This window comes from Sphingobacterium sp. UBA3519 (assembly GCF_002377215.1).
Lineage (GTDB): Bacteria > Bacteroidota > Bacteroidia > Sphingobacteriales > Sphingobacteriaceae > Sphingobacterium > Sphingobacterium multivorum.
In genome coordinates this window covers 142,782-161,522 of sequence record NZ_DFPI01000026.1, presented here as the reverse complement: position 1 = coordinate 161,522, position 18,741 = coordinate 142,782, and the positions used below count along the sequence as shown (strand labels likewise).

Genomic DNA, 18,741 nt, shown 5'->3' with positions numbered 1-18,741 from the left:
GGATTAGTTCCTACCATATTGGCTCCTCTCGCAAGATTCGCTCCAAGCTGTGCATTGATTTAGACCTGCATTTCAGGAGGCCTTTTTTTTAATTTGTTAAAACTGCCGAACGAATCGACTGTTCTTCCGCGTAACCAACTCTTCTTTCGAACCCATACCGTAGCCTTAACAATGCGTCATCATCTTGAAATTAAGAGCTGTATATATTCTTTTTAACAACCTTTTGATGAAAAGGACGCGTACATATTTTAGGATATATTAAGGTTAATACGATTTATCCAAATTTGTTCTCGGTCTTGGTTGTTTTCAAAGTTCTGCAACATATATTCACGATTGTACTTTACTTTTCCATTGAAATACAATTTACCATTTACGTAAACCTTTACTTTCTTCTTCAGATTGACCATTTCAGGCGAAATATTGATTGAAAATGATTTAATAGATGAAGTTTTAATTCTGAAAATGTTGTTTTGATATTCAGCTTTTATTTTTCCTGATTTTCTTGGAAAATCAAAAGCTTTTTTATTAACCTCCTGCACAACTAAGCTATCGTTTTTGTCGTATTTCAACCATTGGTTGATTTTGAAATTTAACTCTTTGTGCCAATTTGATTTTCGGCTTAGGGTATCTAGTTTTATATCAGAAAACCAATCAATATTTCCGTATTTTTCATCATCAAATTCCCAAGATATTTCTTTCGAAAAAGGATTTCTCTTCCGGGGTTTTAGGTCGTTAAAAAGAATCTGATAAGCTGGTTCAGATTCGTCAAATTGTGGAAACCAATGCGGAAATCCATTGTAGCGATAATCTTTGTAATCGGCATTTATTCCGTTCATTAATTTTGTTAAATCATCATTTGCGTTTGGTGGATAATAATAATCCTCATCTGTTGAAAAATTGATAAATGAACGGTTTTTAATATTTTCAACGAAAGTACCACCCGTAAATATTTTTGGATAAGTGTTAAATCCGTAAAAACCTGCAAATTGTGTAGGTTGTTTCATCAGATATGAAAACGACCCCGTTCCTCCGTTAGAATGTCCCGAAATGAAAACTTTATTGTCATCAACGTTGACTGCTTTCTTGATACTTTCAAGCATTTCGGGAATCATAAAAAAGCCCTCATTTGATGTCATCCAATTGTATTGCCTGCTCCCTTTTGGAAAAACTAAAATGACATCATTTTGCTCTGCATATTTTGTGTAATATCTATTCCAACCACCTAAATTCCAATCTGCAAACTGATAATCAATCAACGCATTACTTCTTACTGCACCATGAAGAAAGAAAAGCAGGGGATACTTCTTATGAGGATTGTAATTTTTTGGTAAATGAATAAAAAACGAAGTTTTGGTTGAATCGTTTATTTTGAATGAAATAGAATAATCCTGATTCTTTTTCGCTTTGTAGGGATTAAAGTTTTTTATTTTCTCATAAAGAGATTTTTCATCCTGAAATTTATCTAGGTTAGTTGGCTCTATGCTGAAAAATTCATCTTCCTTTACTTTTAATTGGATGTAAAAACGATCTTTATTTTTAATAGCATCACTTTTCAAAATTTGCCATCTTGGGTCACCTATTAGATCTTTATATTCTTCCGAAGCATAATCTCTAATGATATAATTCCAAGCGGGATAAGTTTTCCAGTCGGTTTCCTTCTTTGCCAGCGCAGATAAATAGGTAAATGCTTTATCTTTATTATTCAATTTATAGGCTAAGATTGAAGCGTTATAGCGGCTAAATTGATCTATACTATCCGGAAAGCGCGCAAATGCATCCTCGTATAATCCTAATGCATGCAGATACGCAATTGAATCTTTTGCTTTTTTTTTGTTTTCGACCGCTTTTCGAATCAAAGTTGAATAATTTTCCTGTGCTTGGGCAAATAAACTTAACAGAACTAAAAATAAAACAATACAATATCTCATAAATCAAAATTTAATCAGGCAAATCTACAGACAAACTATTTCGGAAACTTGTAAAAATGGAACTTTACTCGAACTTGTAAAAATGGAACTTTACTCGTTAAGGATCCAGATGCCAAAAAGTATCTTCTTTTCCTAAAATAGTTCCTTTGCTAAAAAAGTTTCTAGGTGAATTATCAACCAGATTTTTATAGATTTTATTAAGATGAGATTGGTCGCTGAAATTAAACTCATAAGCAATTTCAGTGAAGCTACTTTCAGGGTTCTCAAAAAGTTTCTTGTTGACGGACTGCCTAAAAAGAACTATTTCGTAAAATTTTTTTATGGAAACTCCCAAATGAAATTGAAATAATCTGTTTAAATGTTGTCTGCTGATTCCAATGTAAGTTGAAAGTTCTGTGACAGATATTTTCTCGTCATTACTGAAAATATATTGAATTGCTTGTTCTAAAATTGGGCTCTCAAATTTTTTAAAACGATGTAATAAAGCGTTGTCTAAAAAATCTGAAATATGTTTTGTTTGAGTTGTAGAAAAGATTTCTTTTAGTTCTTCTGGACTGAAAAACTCGTAATCTGTTATATAATCTGCAAAATTTAAATTTTCGTAAAATTGCTGGATACCTAAAGGATGAAATACAATGACGATTCTGTAAACTGTTCCAGATTGTTTTACATTAAGTACTTTTTGCCGAATAGGGGTGAAAATCTGAAATGGGTTTGCGTTATCATCAAATTTTATTTCTCCATTTTCCAATCTCACATGATATCTATAAATTGAAATTGTATTATTAAAATGGGGGAAACATAGGAATTTATTGATCACATTATTTGGTTTAATGTCCAAATAGTAATAATCAACATACTTTTTGACTATAGGATTTTTTGGTTTGAACGTTTGAAATAATTCCTTCATTTTTAACTTTCCACCTCGCAAATCTGCAATAATTTCAAAAATAAGAAAAAAAGTTAATGCTAAATCAACATATATCTGATCGTCTAAATAATAATGGAGATTGGAAAAAAACCTAAACAGCTTTGCTGGAGATTAGCGCTTAGCAAAGGGCTACTTTAGTCTAATATAATTCACTATCAAACGCTAAGAAAAGTGATTAAAAGTAATTTATACATAATCGATATTATTTACTAGGTTATTGTGCTAATTTATTACATACTAAATAACTCATAAAATTTGATAAAGAATAGTCTGTCTGTAATTTTTCAGCTCATGTGATTGACTATCCATATAATTTACTTGTTTTTTTACTAAATATGTTAGCAATAATCAATTTATTGTTATATATTTGTCTGATAATCAATTAATAAAAATTATGGCTAGATCAAAAAAACATTTGGGTAGGTATGTAGATCCACGTACCGATTTCGGTTGGAAATTTTACTTTGGTAGGGAGGACAACAAAATCTTACTGATTGAGTTTCTCAATAGTCTGTTTCAGGGAGAGAAGATAATTTCGGATCTAAGATATAAGCCTGTAGAACATGATGGTGATTATGAGGGAATGCGTCGTGTTGTATTTGATTTACATTGTATCGGCAGCGATGGTGAGGTTTTCATCATTGAGATGCAGCAGCTCTTTCAAGAATTTTTTAAGGACCGTGCAGTGTACTATACCTCACGTCTCATCAATAAACAATTAGCGCGAGGTAAGAAGGGTAGTGATTATTACCTACCGGAGGTTTACTTTATTGGTATTTTGGAGTTTCACATGGATAGAAATGGTAGTACCGGTATATCTCGTGTCACAGAGCGGCCTTATTTCTATGATGTTGCGCTGTGTGACAAATTGACCAAAGAAATATTCTATGATAAATTGGGATATAAAATGATTTCGCTTCCATTATTTAATAAACAGCCAGAAGAACTAAAGACAGTTATGGATCAGTGGTTGTACTTACTTAAACACTTGAGTACCATGGATAGATTGCCAACATTTTTGGATAAAAGAATATTTGGTCTTATCTTTGAGATAGGAGAGATAGGTAAACTAACGGAGGAGGAGCTAATGTCATACGAAGCAAGTTTAAAACATAAGCGTGATGCTGAGAGCGTATTTAATTCGGCCAAGAAATCCGGAGAATCTTTAGGTCACGCTAAAGGCCTAGCAGAAGGTAAAGCTAAAGGTCTAGCAGAAGGTAAAGCCAAAGGTCTAGCAGAAGGTAAAGCCAAAGGACTAGCAGAAGGAGAGCGTAAAAAAGCTCTTGAGACTGCTAAAGCATTTAAGGAAATGGGGCTACCTATAGCTGATATTGCTAAGGGCACAGGGCTTTCTGTCGAAGAGGTCGAAAAACTCTAAGTTTCTTTATTTTGGATGACTGCTCCACCAATAGATGAATGGCACGAGCCGATTAAATTGGTTGACACAGTTTATGTTACAGTCTCCCGTTATATGCTGTGCTTCCTGTTATTCTGTTGTCGGTAATAGTTTGTCCGCTAAATATTGTTTCCATTTTGTCCCGGTAAACTCGCAATTTCCGCTTTTGATTTGAGCATTAGGAAATTCTGCAAGAATTGCTGTTAAGTCGTTCCAAACATTTTTCAATTTATCGTCCTTGTTTTCAAAATTCAAACTAAATTTTCCGTTTTCTACTTTAATATGCTTGAGAAAAATACCTTCTTGTGTCGAGCTAATTCTGTCCGCAAGTTGTATATAGTAACCTTGATAGTCTGGATAAGGAACTTGCTCTGGTTGTCTTTCTTCACCTGAATAATAACGAAACAGAATGTCGTGTCCGTATTTGCTTAATTTTTCTTTCCAAAATAAAGGTCTCGGAACTTCAGAAAGGTCAGCGGTCAAATATATTTCCTTCTCACTTGTCCAAGGCTTAAATGTTGTTTTTATTAGTTCTTGTTCTTCAATTTCAAGGCTGTTTGTAACAAGTCGAAAAATCGCAGGTGTAGCGAACTCTAAGCAAATTCCATTTTCAACTTCCCATGCTTCAATATATTCAATGTAATTGTCGTCACCAACATTTGTTACATCTATGTCAAAAGTCCATTCATAAATTTTTGATGGAATAATTTTGAAAGGCAAGATGTGTCTTTCTGAATTTGCCTTATAATTTGCTTTCACATTATAACCAACAATAATTTCAAGCGGATTTTCTTTTATTGCCAAAACGTGTCCGTCTTCAAAATAGAAGTTGTCGGACAACCATTTGTCAAGGTCGTTGAATGTATGTACGGTAGTTTTTAGCATTGTATATGTAGAGCGGCGACTTTGCGAAGTAACGTAGCCGTATCGAAGATACGAAAGTGGAGCTGTTTAACCAAGTCGCTTATGGTAAGCTGTCCGCGTAGCGACGGCTTACGTCAATTCCAATCTTAATATAGACTAAGGTTTCCCATAATGCTATTATCGGGCTAGGATAGGCTTAATACATCCGATTACATATAAAAAATGGGAAACCCTAAATATCTGTACGGTATACAATGTTGCTAATAATATTAGTAATATTGTGTAATGAAACCGCTAGAAATCTTTTGCCGAAATCGGGTAATGTACGCTCAAATTACCGTGCATGATAAAAGCATGGGCATGAAAGATTATCATCTTTACAACAAAAATGGTCTTGCTCATTATGTTTTCAGGAAATCTCAGGGAGAGTGGCAATTGGCATACGGTGTACTTGCCGATGACATCAAGGAAGCGTGCATTGACGCCCTTATACTTCGCTTTGATACTGATGTGCCTGAGTTGTTTTATCATCATGGAAAACGCCAGGTAGTGGAAGTTCGGGCCAAGAAATACAGCCTTTGGCATATATACCTCAATAATGCTTATGTAGGAAGTATTCATTATGACACCTTCACTAAACAGTTCAATTATCACCTTGACGACAATTGCTTATTGACCGATGATCACGTGCAAAAATATATAGCCATGATCCAGCGTGGAGAATTAAAGTGGATAAAGGACGATATTCGATGAAAAAGAATATAAAGTTCGAATGTGACGTGTGTGGTCAGAAGCAAGTGGTTGAGGTTTCTGTTTTGCATGGTGGTGGAACCTTGCAAATTATGATTGATCGGTTTTTTATAATGAATGTAGATTTTCGCAGTGGCGATTGGGTAATGCTATGTAACAATACGAGCTGGTTGACCACCGATGAACTTGTTATTATCCTCGATGAGTTGGGCTATGACGAATAAAAAAACCTTGAGTCTGGGCGGGGCGAATCCTGTTTGGTTTTAAAAACAAAAAAAGGCCGAGTTACTCCTCATCCTCATAAATGAATAAATATTATAAAGTCTTTTCCAAAATTAGAAATCACCCAAGTTGCAGCAATGATAACGGACGGTGCGACAGGTGTGGACGATCATGGAAAAACTTTTTGATAATAGAATGCTGTCATTACCGAGACAGGGGGTTGATCTGGAGTGTTCGTGAACATGATAATAATATTTGAAGCAATAAACTAGCATTCCGGAATGAAAGTATTATCAGGAAGGAACTTTTAAACAACATATTCAAATAAATGAATAATTACTATCTGTGGGATTTACATACAATTAAACCAAAGAATGAAAGCAATTCACAACCTATGTAAGCATCCATTAATATAAACACTATTATGAGTCCAGCCGTATATATCGACCGGACTTTAAGATTTATCTTTTCAAAGCCTTTTCCTTTTCTTTAAGCATCCAGTTTCGGAGCTTTTCCTCTCTTTCAGGGCTGATACGCTTTAGAACAATTACCCCCTTTAAATTTTGAGTGCTATTCCCTGTAAATCTGTCGAATTCAACCGTTATATCATATTCAAAGCGATTCCATTTGGGAGAAGTGAGACTGTCAAACGGCACAGTTGTTATGGAATCCCCCCGTTGAACATATACCAAATTTGCCCAAGTAGCAGATGTCCTACTTGGAACACCAGACATCATTGCAACATCACGGAGATCCAAATGTATTTTTTCGACCAAAGTCTGTAGTATCGATAAGTCCTTTTCTTTTTTTTGACTGTAGGCAGATGTTAAAAAACAAATACCCAAAATTGTTAAAATGTTATTCTTCATTTGTTATCAATTAATTGGGGCTAGAGGATACGCTATGGATCGGACAGTTTTTCCCATCGCCTAAGTTTGCGTATGGTTTGATCGTTTGAGGTTGACCATCGGCGCTCGTCACGGTGATAGTTGGGTTTTTTACCCAGGTTTCATTTATTTCAACAGGTGGATTACCAAAGGTTGCATAATTATTTGCAAATGCTAAAGCTTTTGAAAAGTACTATTAATACAATATCGAATCCTATTTGGTTTTTAAAAAATATTATTTCTAGCTGTTGAGCATGGAGTACTAGCTGTCAAAAAGTTTGCTGTTACCGGATTTTTGACTGTAAATGATCTAAGCACCAAAAATATTTTACGTTGACGGATCAGGTGTGGATGATCTTTAAAAGCTACACATTCAAAAAATAGATAACATCAACCTCCCCACTTGAAGTTAGTGAGTGGATAGATTGCAATTATTTACTGATGTTTTCGACTTGCTTTTTCAACTTCCTTTCTTAACTTTTTCTGATCTTTTCTTGGGCCCACTTCATTTATATAAGCAGGTTGCCTTGGTAATTTTATATCCAGATAGTAATCTTTAAAGTATGCATCTATTCTCACTTCATCAATTGTCAAATTCGATCCAAATTTTTCTATAATTACTTTTCCCCAAAAACCATCTGGAGAGATTTGTTTTGAAAATTCACCCTTTTCGTCTGTGGTAAGCGAAGCTATGGTGTCCCTGCCATTTTTAAGAAAAAAGACTCTCGCGTAAGGCACTATTTCATTATTATAGCATAATCTTACTTTTCCATGTATTAATGGAGCTACCTCGCTTTCCGTATATCCTTTGCCCATCTGATTAAAACTACTGCAATTGTTTCGATCAATTTCAGCAAAGTCGTCAAGATTCTTTTTCGTTGCACAACTTGCCAATGTCCAAAATAAAAGAATGCTAGCAACCCATGCGAACTCCTTTTTGTGTAACTCCTTTGTCTTTTCTAGTATCATATTGTTCAGCCATTATTCTATCTGTAATTCGAGATTTATCTACATCTGAAAGGTTTTTAAATGCATCCGTTTCTAATAAGCCCTTCCAGGCAATATCGTCATATATTTGCTTATCTAAATGATAGCCTTTTAATTCTCCGTAATTTTTAATGGATGCGGCTAGATCTGTAATAAAATCTCTAGCAATGGTCTCATGTTGAGCGCCATTTGAAAAAGCTTTTTTCTTTGTATACTTTTCAAATAATTGAGGATAAGTCATTGTTGCTGCCGTTGGATCATCATAAAAAAATGCAGTAAGGTAAGCATGAATAGATTCATGAAGCATTGTTGTTGCAAATGCTAAGTCGGAAACATTACCTATAACTAGTGGATTGGTATTGAAAGCTATAATTATTTCTCCTGTATTATTATTTCGATTTGTACCAGCCACTTTCATCGGATCGCTAAAATTTTCTGTAGTAAACTTAAGGTTATACCCTGGTATTTCTCCCGAAAACTTTTTGATTATATCAGCGACAGAATTTCCATTCAGCATTTTAAGTGTATCCGATACGCCTTTCATACAGTCTGGAAGATTTGTATCATCGATTTTAGCATTGAAGTTTGCAATATCACTTCCGTCCGAGCCACCTCCACCATCACCCGTACCAGGTGCATCTGGAACCCAAACATTTTCGCAGACGTACTCATCTCGGCTATCAATAAGCGACCAACCATATCCAGCACAAAATGAGGGGTAAGAACAATCTCTGCTATGATATATAGTAATACCACTACCACATCCATATCCTCCTGATTGATAGATACAATCCACCGTTTGATAGTTGCAATTTTGCTCCCATGCCATTTTCGTTGATGAAGCCCTCTTTTTCTGTACATTTTCATCTCCTTCAAAATAAGGCGAACCATTCCGGTATTTTATCAAATTTGCAGCGTTACTTTTTAGATTTGTGAATAACATTTTTCCAGTAAAGGAGCGGAGATCAGTAATTTCTTCCTTCGTATCATTGAAAAAAAAGCCTTTGTAAAATTCTTTGCCATTTTTTACGAGTAAGTATGTCTTACCACCTTTTTCAAACGTAATTTTCTTCTTATCTTCCTTGAGAAAAGGATGCAATGGAATGAACATATATTCAACTGAATCGTTTGCTTTACGGACAGTTACTTCATCCCATAAAGGTTCCCATTGAATTGGTAAGTTATCGTTTGGATTGATCTTTTTAAATATTCCTTCTTTGGCATAAAATTCTTTTATATCAGCCAAAGTCGGCTTATTTTCATTATCTAATACTTGGGACGAATCTTTCTGACAACTTACTACGATAAACAGCAAGATAAGGAGCCAGATAAAGTTTCTTGTAAAAAAATGGCTTTTCATTACTTCTATTTTACTTTTCACTTAACGATTTATAGGAATAAAGCTAAAGTTATTTATCGTGAAATTTTTACTAGATTAAAAAACTACACATTTGTGTGAAAGTTTGTAACTCGCTTATAATGTATAGATAATGCACAGGTAATATACAGGTAATAATAGAAAAGTAATTCGATTTTAAGAACCATTCTTCTGATTGAAATACAATAGGGAATTGAAATCAGCTTTACACGTTACTCGTGTAATATAGATAAGCTGGTTAGATAATATAAGAAATGAAAAAAGGACAAAGATTGCAGAGCGTGAGGGAGTACAAAACGCACTCTGTCAAAGGCTGGTGAAACATGCTGGTCTCTGTGTTACTTCCAAATGAACCTAACTGTTTTTAACAAAATCTGGATCAAAGATCACTAATCATTAGCAGTAAAATCTTATTACTTTATAAAAAAATTAAAAATTCGAATTTTAGCAGGCTTTTGAATAAAATGAACGACAATTATCTCAACTAATCTCGCGATCTTTACAGTAGATGAATGCCCAAAGCCGGTTAACATCTAGCCCAAGCGGACATCTAGCCAACATGGCCTCCCTCGACGGTTAACGAGGGAGGCCTTTTGTTTATTTTATTGCCTTATTAAAATTGCTGAATAAATCAGCTACGGTTTCCCGTATCGAACCATTCTTTCAAACCCATACCTTAGCCTTACAATTTGTAATAATCTTGAAAGTTAATATCTGTAAACATATTAATTCAGCATAAATAATGTATATTAGGCTTGGGTATTAACCTTGCCCGATTGAAAAGTAGTATGCCATGATAGTAACCACGACCAATTCCATCGAAGGGAGGGAGATTTCACGATATAATGATCCAATAGCAGCCAATGTTGTCATCGGCGCCAATATCTTTAGCGAAATAGGAGCGAGCTATGTAGATTTCTTTGGCGGTCGCTCTACCAGTTATGAGAAGAAGATGCATGAGATGTACAAGCGTGTTACTGAAACGCTCAGGTAACGTGCACAGGCAATTCGTGCTGATGTTACTATAGGGCTTAAGGTTGATTTCGACGAAATCTCAGGTAAGGGGAACCTGCAATTTATCTAACGGTTATGAAGTATAAAATTTAGAGCCAACAATCATTACAAATACAACCAAGATATGAATACGCAATTGACAATGACTGTCCTCATGACAATATTAACTCTGACCAGCCTCGGACAAAATAATGATCATAAATCTGTACATAGTTCTGCAGATAAGGTTTTTATAAAATCATTGGAAGAAAGGCAAATAGGAAAAGTAAGTATTATATTTCTTTACCCACATTTTACGCTTTAGATGAAACCAATGGAGAAGATTTTTCCATTTATCATTTTCATCCTGTCGACACTACAAATCACACTGGTTTTTCGGGCGGTTTTTATTTTGGTAATCATCCTCGTCAATTTCCAGCTAAAAATGAAAGTTGCAGAACAGAGACGCGGAAAAGTGAAATGTTTGATCAAAATGTTAACTGGACGATTTATAATTGTAATGGAGACTATTCAGTTCAAAGCATAATGGATAGTAAAAGTGGCGAGGGGCGGAATGAATTGCTTCACATTTTTGGCCATGCAAAATCGAATAAAAATCTCGACAATTTACTGTTTATTGTTACTACAATGAAAAAAAAGGATTAATATCAGCAGATACTAAAATTTGTCGTGGGCCGATTGAATTTTTGATGATAACAAATGGACGAATGACTTGAGTACCATGGATAGATTGCCAACATTTTTGGATAAAAGAATATTTGGTCTTAGTCAGGCATATCAGTATCAGATACAGCCTTATTCAACTTCATACGGTATTTTGGGCTTTAATTCAATCATGATGTATCCTGCTTCGAATGTCATGACTAAAGTCGGCGGTGGTACCTGGACAGCTCAGCGAGATGATTTAAGTGAGGGTGATATCGAAGGGTTAAATCAATTCTATGGATTTAAAATTAATGGACCGTCTAGCATTTGTTCTGATGGTATATATACGATAGTAAATCCGGGAACAGTAACCTTGGAAAACGCTGATGGAATAGCAACTTTAACTTCATTAGGTAATAATCAGTGGAAAGTTACAAGAACTGGTAATTATGCCGGTTTTGTAAAACTGAAGACCAAAAATGTGAAAGGTTATTCAGTTGAAAAAGTTATAGATGTAGGTGCAGGCTTTAACATTTCTGGGAGACCTATTGTTAATCCGGGCCAGATTTATACCTATACAGTCGATGCTTCATTGGGGAATGTCAGTTTCTTTGTCGGTGGGGGAACAATATTATCAACGACAGCAAATACTGTGAGAGTCAAAGTACTTAACACGCAAAATGGGGCTTTACCGTATTTTTATATTTCAGCCACTGCTCAAACTGCATGTGGATTATCTACAGTTATTGAGTACCCTACAGTTCAAGAATAGAAATGAATTGTATTTCGTATTATATCAAAGCCTTGAGCGTTCGCTTAAGGCTTTTCTGTACAATCCCTTTGCACACCTTACCTTACATCTAATATATATATAGAATTTTTGGATTGGTGGATAAATTTAACTCAAACCATCTAAGAGCTCAAAAGTAATCTCTCCAGTATGATGCTCCCTTAATTGGTCGATTAACGGAATACATGACGCATCATAAGCAATATGTGTTAGGTTTTTAAAAGTTAATATTTCAATTAAAAGATTGGGAATATCAATAATATGAGCATTTTTAAGAACCAGTGTTTTTAGGTTTTGTATTCTGAGGTTAGTCAAACCGATTAAATCAAAATGATCCAAATATAAAAAACTCAAATTTTCAAGGTCATTTATCCATAACGGGATCTCATAGGGACTATTTTCTTTTACCCTTCTACTACTGTAATCGCCTGTTAAAAATAGTTTTTCAAGTTGATAAAGGCTTTTTACATGTTCATTTGGCAAGGTATTTCTGTCAAACATCGTTGTCGTATATAAGGCAAAGGGGACATTGCTAATTCCTAATAAGACCGTATCTCCTTGAAAAAATAGTACTGATCCATTTTTTTCATCACCCCAATTAATATGAAGCATACCGCTTCCCTTAATAATGCTTTTTCCTTCATTGTTATCTTTTTTCATAATGACTAAATATGAGATCTTACAACCGCCAGGTAACAGTTTAATTTCTACTGCAATGCAACTATAAATTCAGGTTTCAATTCAGGCCCGTTCCAAAACGTAAATCCAAGGTTGCCGAGTATGCAATCCGATAATTCAGCTTTGACGATATCTTTCGAAACTAACCACTTTAAAATATCATTTACAACAACTTCATCAAAAACATACCTGGACACTTTAGGCACAAGCGAAATAGTATAGTCATTCATAGACTAAAAATAAAGAATAATTCGAACAATGTTCTAACGGTTTCATACAAATTTTTCTCTAAACACCTGAATAAGTTACTTATGGTTTCCCGTAACCAGTCCTACTTTCAAACCCATGCCTTAGCCTAACAATCTTTAATAATCTTGAAAGTTAATATCTATAAACATATTAATTCAAAATAAATAATGTATATTAGGCTTAAGTATCAACCTTGCCCGATTGAAAGGTTGCATGCCATGATAGTAACCATGACCAATTCCAACCTTCCAATAGCGGCCAATGTTGTCATCGGTACCACTGTCTTTAGCGATATAGGAAAGAGCTATGTAGAGTTCTTTGGCGGTCGCCTATTCGTGTAATTTACTATAAGTCGATAATTTCTTAAGTGTGTTATGTGATAGATATGTAAATAATAGTAGTTATGGGGGATTTTAATTAATTCAGACAATTTTTTGTTTACTACACATTTGTGTAAATTTCAAAAAACCATATTATAGATGTGATTTTTATAAATATATTCGATATTATATTAAATATAAATTATGAAAAAAAGTATTTTAAAGATGATGCTACTAGGTGGTGTTATCTTTGGAGCGAGCCAAGTTCAAGCATCAACCATTGCTGAAGAAGTTCCGGTTGCACAAATGGAAGCGATGGTTGAACAGGACAGTCCTGTCCCATGTCTTTTAGGCGTCGTAATTCGCGGCGAACAGATGCAAGGACATTACCCAGATGATGTTCTTGACCGTATCTTAGAAATTGAAATGCAAAAATGTTTTGAAGGTACTCACTCTACACAACAATAAAATTCATAGTCTAAGAACTATGTTGGTTATTTAAATAATAAATATGGTTGGGTATTTGCTCAACCATATTCAAAATTTAAAAAATGAAACTAAAACACATCTTTCTTCTTTTTATATTGATCTTCATTATGAAGGTCAAGTCCAACGCACAGGAAGTTGCCGGCCATGCTCATTATGCTGTATTAAGGAGTACTGATAGTATTAATAATGGCCCTGAAGGTTTATGGATGCTCAACGCATATCCTTTTGTTCCTAAGGTGGCTGCAATGATGCGTTTTAAGCTGGAATTTACAACCACGAACGCAATGTTTAATCGGGTAAAAACCAGGGAACTTGAAAAAGTCTCGAATGAAGATATTAAGACAACTGAAACATTGGTCGGTTATAGAGATACAAGCTGGCATGATGCTTCGTATTTTTACAGTTTTGATAGGGATATTAGAAAAGGTATGGACAAAAAAGGACTTATATTGAAGACCCATAACAATTTTGACTGGAAAATCAGTGAGGAAACGAAAAAAATAGGTGAGTTTACGTGCTATAAAGCAAAAGGAGATAAAGTAATAAGCTATAGGGAGGGCGGCGAATACAAAATTAGAAAAACACCTGTTATTGCCTGGTTCTGTCCCGAAATTCCTATACCCTTTGGCCCTGTCTTCGCACGTGACCTACCAGGTTTGATATTTGAGTTTCAATATGACGGTATTGTCTACGGACTAACTGACATTAACTTAACAGGAAAGGCTGACATTGCTCCATTGCCAGATAAAGAAATCCTGACAAAAGAACAATGGCGGGAAAGGTTATATAAACTAGCCAAAGAATTAAATGTTCCTTATCAATAGCTTGTGACGTTAAGATTTATACTATTATTTATTCTCTTATTTGTTCTTCCCCCTAGTTTACCGGCGCAACAAAGCTTGCTAATTAAAGGTCTTGTTGTTGACGAGAGTGACAAACCGTTGGAGAACGCAAGTATCGTGATCAAGCGTATTCCTTCTTCCGGAAGTGCTCCCTTATTTCAGAAAAGTGATCAGCAGGGCCATTTTCAGTTTGAATTTCCGAACGTAGGAAAAATTGAGCTCACAATCTCCAGATTAGGCTATCAAAAAGTTGTTGATACCTTAGATAATCAGTCAGCAGAACGGAAAATCAAATACAAATTATTAAAATCTGTCCAGAAACTTGATGAAGTAAAGATTGACTACCGATACCGCGCGGTGGAAATTGCCAAAGATACCATCCGTTTTTCTGCCGATTACTTCAGGGACAGTACCGACCGAAAATTACAGGATCTTATTGAAAAGATGCCTGGCTTTTCCATCGAAGATGGAAAAGTGCGTTTTCAGGGAAAGCAGGTCAATGTAACCTTAGTGGAAAATGAACGCTTTTTTGGTGGCGGCAGTAAGCTCGCTATCGAGAATATTCCCGCTAATGCAGTAGACAAGGTTGAGATGATCAGTAGATTTTCCCAAAACGACCTGCTGAGAAACGTCCAGGTAAATGATCAGCTTGCCATGAACGTCAAACTGAAAGAGAATAAGAAGAATTTCATCTTTGGAGATCTTGAATCTTCATTGGGAAGCGAAAAATCTTACAAGGAACACGCCGCCCTATTTTATTACTCACCGGCAAAAACCATGTCTTTTATTGGGGATATCAATAATATCGGTACTTCACCGGTATCCAAGGAAGATATCGATCGCGTGCAGGGCGCCGAGTTGCAGTATTTTTCAAATTCAGTTCCCAAGGATGGTCTGACGGGTTACAATCGTGACAATCGAAATGTGATAAAAAACATCAATAAATTCGCCGCATTCAACGGTTTTCAAAAGATCCTAAAAAAGAAGTTGAGCGTAAATCTCTATGGCGTATATTCCGAAAACAGACTGGGCACCATTTTAGAAGGCACTAATCATTATTCTTTTCCCGACCTTCGGTATACAGAACAAACCAATATGCGTTCTTCGCAGGTTAATAGGCAGGCGTCTTTCAATATTTCGAGCAATTTTAAGCCAAGTCCATATTTTAGCTTGGATTATAACCTGGGTACATTCTGGACAATGCCCAAGCAGCAGGTGCATACTAACAATGTCATTGACAGATTTGGAGTAGACAACAATAGTATACAAATCCAGGATGGACATTCTGTTGTTTTAAAGCAATACCTGGAAGGTAGCTGGAAGCATTCTTTGCGAAGTTACAGCTCATTTGCTTTCCAGCATCAGTATACCTCGGAGAGAGACAATTTTTCCCTTTCCTCGGACAGCCTTTTCCTTCGCGGCTTTATACGTTTTGATTCTATGGCGAACTATAGTATAGTGAGACCTTTGGAGCGCAAGGTGAATCTTTTAAATGGATCTTATAAATACTATTGGGTAATCAATCAAAACCAGCAGCTTCATCTGGAAGTGAACTCGCAAAATGAATTATTACGGCAGAATGGGCAGTCAGCGGGACCACAGGATACAACCGGTACGCATTTGTTTGACCACGAGCAATATTATCGAAACAGCAGCAATTATTTGGGCGGGAGCTACCGGCTGGACTTCGATAAGTTAAAAATACTATTTTCCTTAAAGCAGTACTACTTATACTTAATCAACCAGACTCCAGCAAACGATGATCGTCATGGGCAATGGTTTCTACAGCCGGAGGTGGATTTAAAATATGGAAAAAGTGCATTGGATGGATTTCGTCTTAACTACAGAAGGGGTTATACTTTTGCGGCAGCAATGGACCTCAATCCGTCTTATTGGATCACAGGTTACAATAGTTTGTCCCGGGGAAATATCCTGCTGGAGGGACAGACATTCCATAAACTTGCTTTTACCTATAACAATTTTAGACTTACAGACTTTCGGGTAATCCATTTTAACAGTGCATTGACTTTGAAAGATAAGATCAAAGGGAACAGCCTTTTGACTTCTTCCTACGAGCAGTTGAAGACAGTGCAGCTGTTTGATCGACCTGATTTCAATTTCACCAATATCGGGGGGTATAGCATAAGATACGGCAGGTTTGAACCGGGTGTATATCTGTCCTATATCCATATGAGGTTAGCACAAGGTATCGATAACAACGAGATTTATCTACGGCAGAATACGGTTTCGACAGACCTTTCCTTAAGATGGTTCATACCAAAGCTGGCAGATGTGAAAGTAGCCTGGACAAGAACAGATAGCTGGCAGAAGAGTTTGGGGGATAGTCAAAAGGTCGCGCTCAATAAATGGAGCATTACCGGGAAATATCAGCTGAAGAATTTTGTGTTTAAAACAGACTGGAGTCTCTTGAAGACAGGGCTGGGGGATAGCAGTGCCGATCCAACTACTATAAATGGAAATTTTGAATTGCGTTACCAGAAAGTAAAATCTCCATTCAGTTTTTATATTCAAGGGCTAAATGTGTTAAAAAACGCAAGCTACCGCACTGCGGTACTGACAGAGTATATCAGTTCCGAAAAAATTATCTATACGATGCCCCGTATTTTTTTATTGGGTTTATCATATAGCCTATAATATCTTACGATTTCCTGCAACCAATCCTACTTTCAAACCAATATCTTAGCCTTACAGTTTATAAAAATCTTGAAAATTAATAGCTGTAAACATCTTAATTAAGCATACTAATACCAATTCCAACATTCCAATTACATATAAAAAATGAGAAACCCTATAAATCTATATCGTATACAATATTACTAATATTATTAGTAGTATTGTGAAATGAAACTGCTAGAAATCTTTTGCCGAAATCGGGTAATGTACGCTCAAATTACGGTGCATGATAAAAGCATGGGCATGAAAGATTATCATCTTTACAACAAAAATGGTCTTGCTTTTTATGTTTTCAGAAAATCTCAGGGCGTGTGGCAATTGGCATTCGGTGTACTTGCCGATGACATCAAGGACGCGTGCATTGACGCTCTTATACTTCGCTTTGATACGGAAGTGCCTGAGTTGTTTTATCATCATGGAAAACGCCAGGTAGTGGAAGTACGGGCCAAGAAATACAGCCTGTGGCATATTTATCTCAATAATGCTTATGTAGGAAGTATTCAGTATGACACCTTCACTAAGCAGTTCAATTACCACCTTGAAGACAATGGCTTATTGACCGATGATCACGTGCAAAAGTATATAGTCCTGATCCAGCGTGGGGAATTAAAGTGGATAAAGGACGATCTTCGATGAAAAAGAATATAAAGTTCGAATGTGACGTGTGTGGTCAAAAGCAAGTGGTTGAGGTTTCTGTTTTGCATGGCGGTGGAACCTTGCAAATTATGATTGATCGGTTTTTTATAATGAATGTAGATTTTCGCAATGGCGATTGGGTAATGCTATGTAACAATACAAGTTGGTTGACAACTGACGAACTGGTTATTATCCTTGATGAGCTGGGCTACGAGGAATAAAAAAACCTTGAGTCTGGGAGGGGCGAATCCTGTTTGGTTTTTGAAAAAACATTATTTCTAGCTGTTGAGCACGCAGTACTAGCTGTCAAAAAGTTTTCTGTTACCGGATTTTTGACTATAGATGATCTAAGCAGTAAATAATATTTTACGTTGACTGATCAGGTATGGATGATTATGGAAGAACTTTTAATAAACGACGGTTGTCATTATCGAAGAGTGGGTTGATCTGGACATTTGATGAAGTGAAATAGCCTTTTGGAATTAAATTATTATTAGGATATAATTTTTGAACAACATTTTTTAAGAAATGAACAACAATTATCCCAACTAATCTCGCGATCTTTACAGTAGATGAATGCCCAAAGCCGGTTAACATCTAGCCCAAGCGGACATCTAGCCAAAATTGCCTCCCTTAACGGTTATAAGGGGGGCTTTCTTTATTTTATTGTCTTCTTAAAACAGTTGAATAAATCAGCTACGGTTTCCCGTAACCAACCTTTCTTTCAAACCAATACCTTAGCCCTAACAATTTGTAATAATCTTGAAAGTTAATATCTGTAAACATATTAATTCAGAATAAATAATGTATATTAGGCTNNATGCCATGATAGTAACCACGACCAATTCCATCGAAGGGAGGGAGATTTCACGATATAATGATCCAATAGCAGCCAATGTTGTCATCGGCACCAATATCTTTAGCGATATAGCAATGAGCTATATAGATTTCTTTCGGGGCACTTTAGCCCACATGGTATTTTTACAGATAAAAAAGAAAGTATCCGAGGTACAGCATCATTTGCTTTAACACTAATCAATT

The 18,741-nt window shown here is 35.7% G+C and carries 20 protein-coding genes; 12 read left to right on the top strand and 8 right to left on the bottom strand.

Annotation, left to right across the window (positions count from 1 at the left end; translation table 11 throughout):
* Positions 1-248: 248 nt before the first annotated feature.
* Together B3297_RS17760 and B3297_RS17755 are read right to left on the bottom strand one after the other, a co-directional pair.
* Positions 249-1,928, bottom strand: a complete 1,680-nt coding sequence (locus B3297_RS17760; RefSeq protein ID WP_070565941.1) for an alpha/beta hydrolase-fold protein — start codon at positions 1,926-1,928, stop codon at positions 249-251.
* 97 nt (positions 1,929-2,025) lie between these two features.
* Entirely contained in the window at positions 2,026-2,838 is an 813-nt protein-coding gene (locus B3297_RS17755; protein WP_070565939.1) for a helix-turn-helix domain-containing protein, read from the bottom strand.
* A 415-nt stretch (positions 2,839-3,253) separates the two neighbouring features.
* Here B3297_RS17755 and B3297_RS17750 point away from each other — a divergent pair, with 415 nt between their 5' ends.
* Positions 3,254-4,237, top strand: coding sequence for an Rpn family recombination-promoting nuclease/putative transposase (locus tag B3297_RS17750; RefSeq protein ID WP_070565937.1), 984 nt, complete (start codon positions 3,254-3,256; stop codon positions 4,235-4,237).
* A 108-nt stretch (positions 4,238-4,345) separates the two neighbouring features.
* Here B3297_RS17750 and B3297_RS17745 read toward each other — a convergent pair whose 3' ends face one another.
* Positions 4,346-5,059, bottom strand: coding sequence for a metallophosphoesterase (locus B3297_RS17745; RefSeq protein WP_139144988.1), 714 nt, complete (start codon positions 5,057-5,059; stop codon positions 4,346-4,348).
* A gap of 345 nt (positions 5,060-5,404) precedes the next feature.
* On the opposite strand from B3297_RS17745, the gene B3297_RS17740 reads away from it, so the two are divergent.
* The gene (locus B3297_RS17740; protein ID WP_159333010.1) at positions 5,405-5,872 is read left to right on the top strand and encodes a hypothetical protein; all 468 of its coding nucleotides are present in this window, start codon (positions 5,405-5,407) and stop codon (positions 5,870-5,872) included.
* Complete coding sequence (locus B3297_RS17735; protein ID WP_286779206.1) at positions 5,848-6,093, top strand: hypothetical protein; 246 nt, start codon at positions 5,848-5,850, stop codon at positions 6,091-6,093. The genes B3297_RS17740 and B3297_RS17735 overlap by 25 nt, the downstream gene beginning before the upstream one ends.
* Before the next feature lie 459 nt (positions 6,094-6,552).
* Here the strand turns inward: B3297_RS17735 and B3297_RS17730 are convergent, their stop codons facing one another.
* The 3 genes from B3297_RS17730 to B3297_RS17720 all read right to left on the bottom strand — a co-directional run bounded on the left by B3297_RS17730 (position 6,553) and on the right by B3297_RS17720 (position 9,346).
* Positions 6,553-6,960, bottom strand: a complete 408-nt coding sequence (locus B3297_RS17730) for a hypothetical protein (protein ID WP_070564582.1) — start codon at positions 6,958-6,960, stop codon at positions 6,553-6,555.
* A 453-nt stretch (positions 6,961-7,413) separates the two neighbouring features.
* Positions 7,414-7,947, bottom strand: a complete 534-nt coding sequence (locus B3297_RS17725) for a hypothetical protein (protein WP_070564584.1) — start codon at positions 7,945-7,947, stop codon at positions 7,414-7,416.
* Positions 7,892-9,346 carry a hypothetical protein gene (locus B3297_RS17720; RefSeq protein WP_139144948.1) on the bottom strand — a complete coding sequence of 485 codons (1,455 nt, stop codon included), beginning with the start codon at positions 9,344-9,346 and terminating at the stop codon, positions 7,892-7,894. The genes B3297_RS17725 and B3297_RS17720 overlap by 56 nt, the downstream gene beginning before the upstream one ends.
* A gap of 790 nt (positions 9,347-10,136) precedes the next feature.
* Between B3297_RS17720 and B3297_RS17715 the strand changes: the two genes are divergently transcribed.
* Both B3297_RS17715 and B3297_RS17710 read left to right on the top strand, forming a co-directional pair.
* Positions 10,137-10,337 (top strand): heavy metal-binding domain-containing protein, encoded by a 201-nt coding sequence (locus B3297_RS17715; protein WP_115049168.1) that lies wholly within the window; start codon positions 10,137-10,139, stop codon positions 10,335-10,337.
* Between the two features lie 741 nt (positions 10,338-11,078).
* Positions 11,079-11,774: a hypothetical protein gene (locus B3297_RS17710; RefSeq protein ID WP_070564594.1), complete on the top strand. Its 696-nt coding sequence runs from the start codon at positions 11,079-11,081 to the stop codon at positions 11,772-11,774.
* A 126-nt stretch (positions 11,775-11,900) separates the two neighbouring features.
* Here B3297_RS17710 and B3297_RS17705 read toward each other — a convergent pair whose 3' ends face one another.
* Both B3297_RS17705 and B3297_RS17700 read right to left on the bottom strand, forming a co-directional pair.
* Positions 11,901-12,452 (bottom strand): hypothetical protein, encoded by a 552-nt coding sequence (locus tag B3297_RS17705; protein WP_070564598.1) that lies wholly within the window; start codon positions 12,450-12,452, stop codon positions 11,901-11,903.
* Positions 12,453-12,499: 47 nt separating this feature from the next.
* Entirely contained in the window at positions 12,500-12,700 is a 201-nt protein-coding gene (locus B3297_RS17700; RefSeq protein ID WP_070564605.1) for a hypothetical protein, read from the bottom strand.
* Positions 12,701-12,937: 237 nt separating this feature from the next.
* Between B3297_RS17700 and B3297_RS17695 the strand changes: the two genes are divergently transcribed.
* The 7 genes from B3297_RS17695 (at position 12,938) to B3297_RS17665 (ending at position 18,729) form a co-directional block, all read left to right on the top strand.
* Entirely contained in the window at positions 12,938-13,060 is a 123-nt protein-coding gene (locus B3297_RS17695) for a hypothetical protein (RefSeq protein ID WP_262511806.1), read from the top strand.
* A gap of 183 nt (positions 13,061-13,243) precedes the next feature.
* Complete coding sequence (locus tag B3297_RS17690) at positions 13,244-13,507, top strand: hypothetical protein (protein ID WP_070564608.1); 264 nt, start codon at positions 13,244-13,246, stop codon at positions 13,505-13,507.
* A gap of 83 nt (positions 13,508-13,590) precedes the next feature.
* The gene (locus B3297_RS17685) at positions 13,591-14,352 is read left to right on the top strand and encodes a GLPGLI family protein (RefSeq protein WP_286779205.1); all 762 of its coding nucleotides are present in this window, start codon (positions 13,591-13,593) and stop codon (positions 14,350-14,352) included.
* 75 nt (positions 14,353-14,427) lie between these two features.
* Entirely contained in the window at positions 14,428-17,025 is a 2,598-nt protein-coding gene (locus tag B3297_RS17680) for a carboxypeptidase-like regulatory domain-containing protein (RefSeq protein WP_286779204.1), read from the top strand.
* Between the two features lie 207 nt (positions 17,026-17,232).
* The gene (locus B3297_RS17675; protein WP_286779203.1) at positions 17,233-17,700 is read left to right on the top strand and encodes a hypothetical protein; all 468 of its coding nucleotides are present in this window, start codon (positions 17,233-17,235) and stop codon (positions 17,698-17,700) included.
* The gene (locus B3297_RS17670; RefSeq protein WP_075993018.1) at positions 17,697-17,921 is read left to right on the top strand and encodes a hypothetical protein; all 225 of its coding nucleotides are present in this window, start codon (positions 17,697-17,699) and stop codon (positions 17,919-17,921) included. Before B3297_RS17675 ends, B3297_RS17670 begins: the two co-directional genes overlap by 4 nt.
* A gap of 604 nt (positions 17,922-18,525) precedes the next feature.
* Positions 18,526-18,729 (top strand): heavy metal-binding domain-containing protein, encoded by a 204-nt coding sequence (locus tag B3297_RS17665; RefSeq protein WP_286779202.1) that lies wholly within the window; start codon positions 18,526-18,528, stop codon positions 18,727-18,729.
* Positions 18,730-18,741 lie beyond the last annotated feature (12 nt).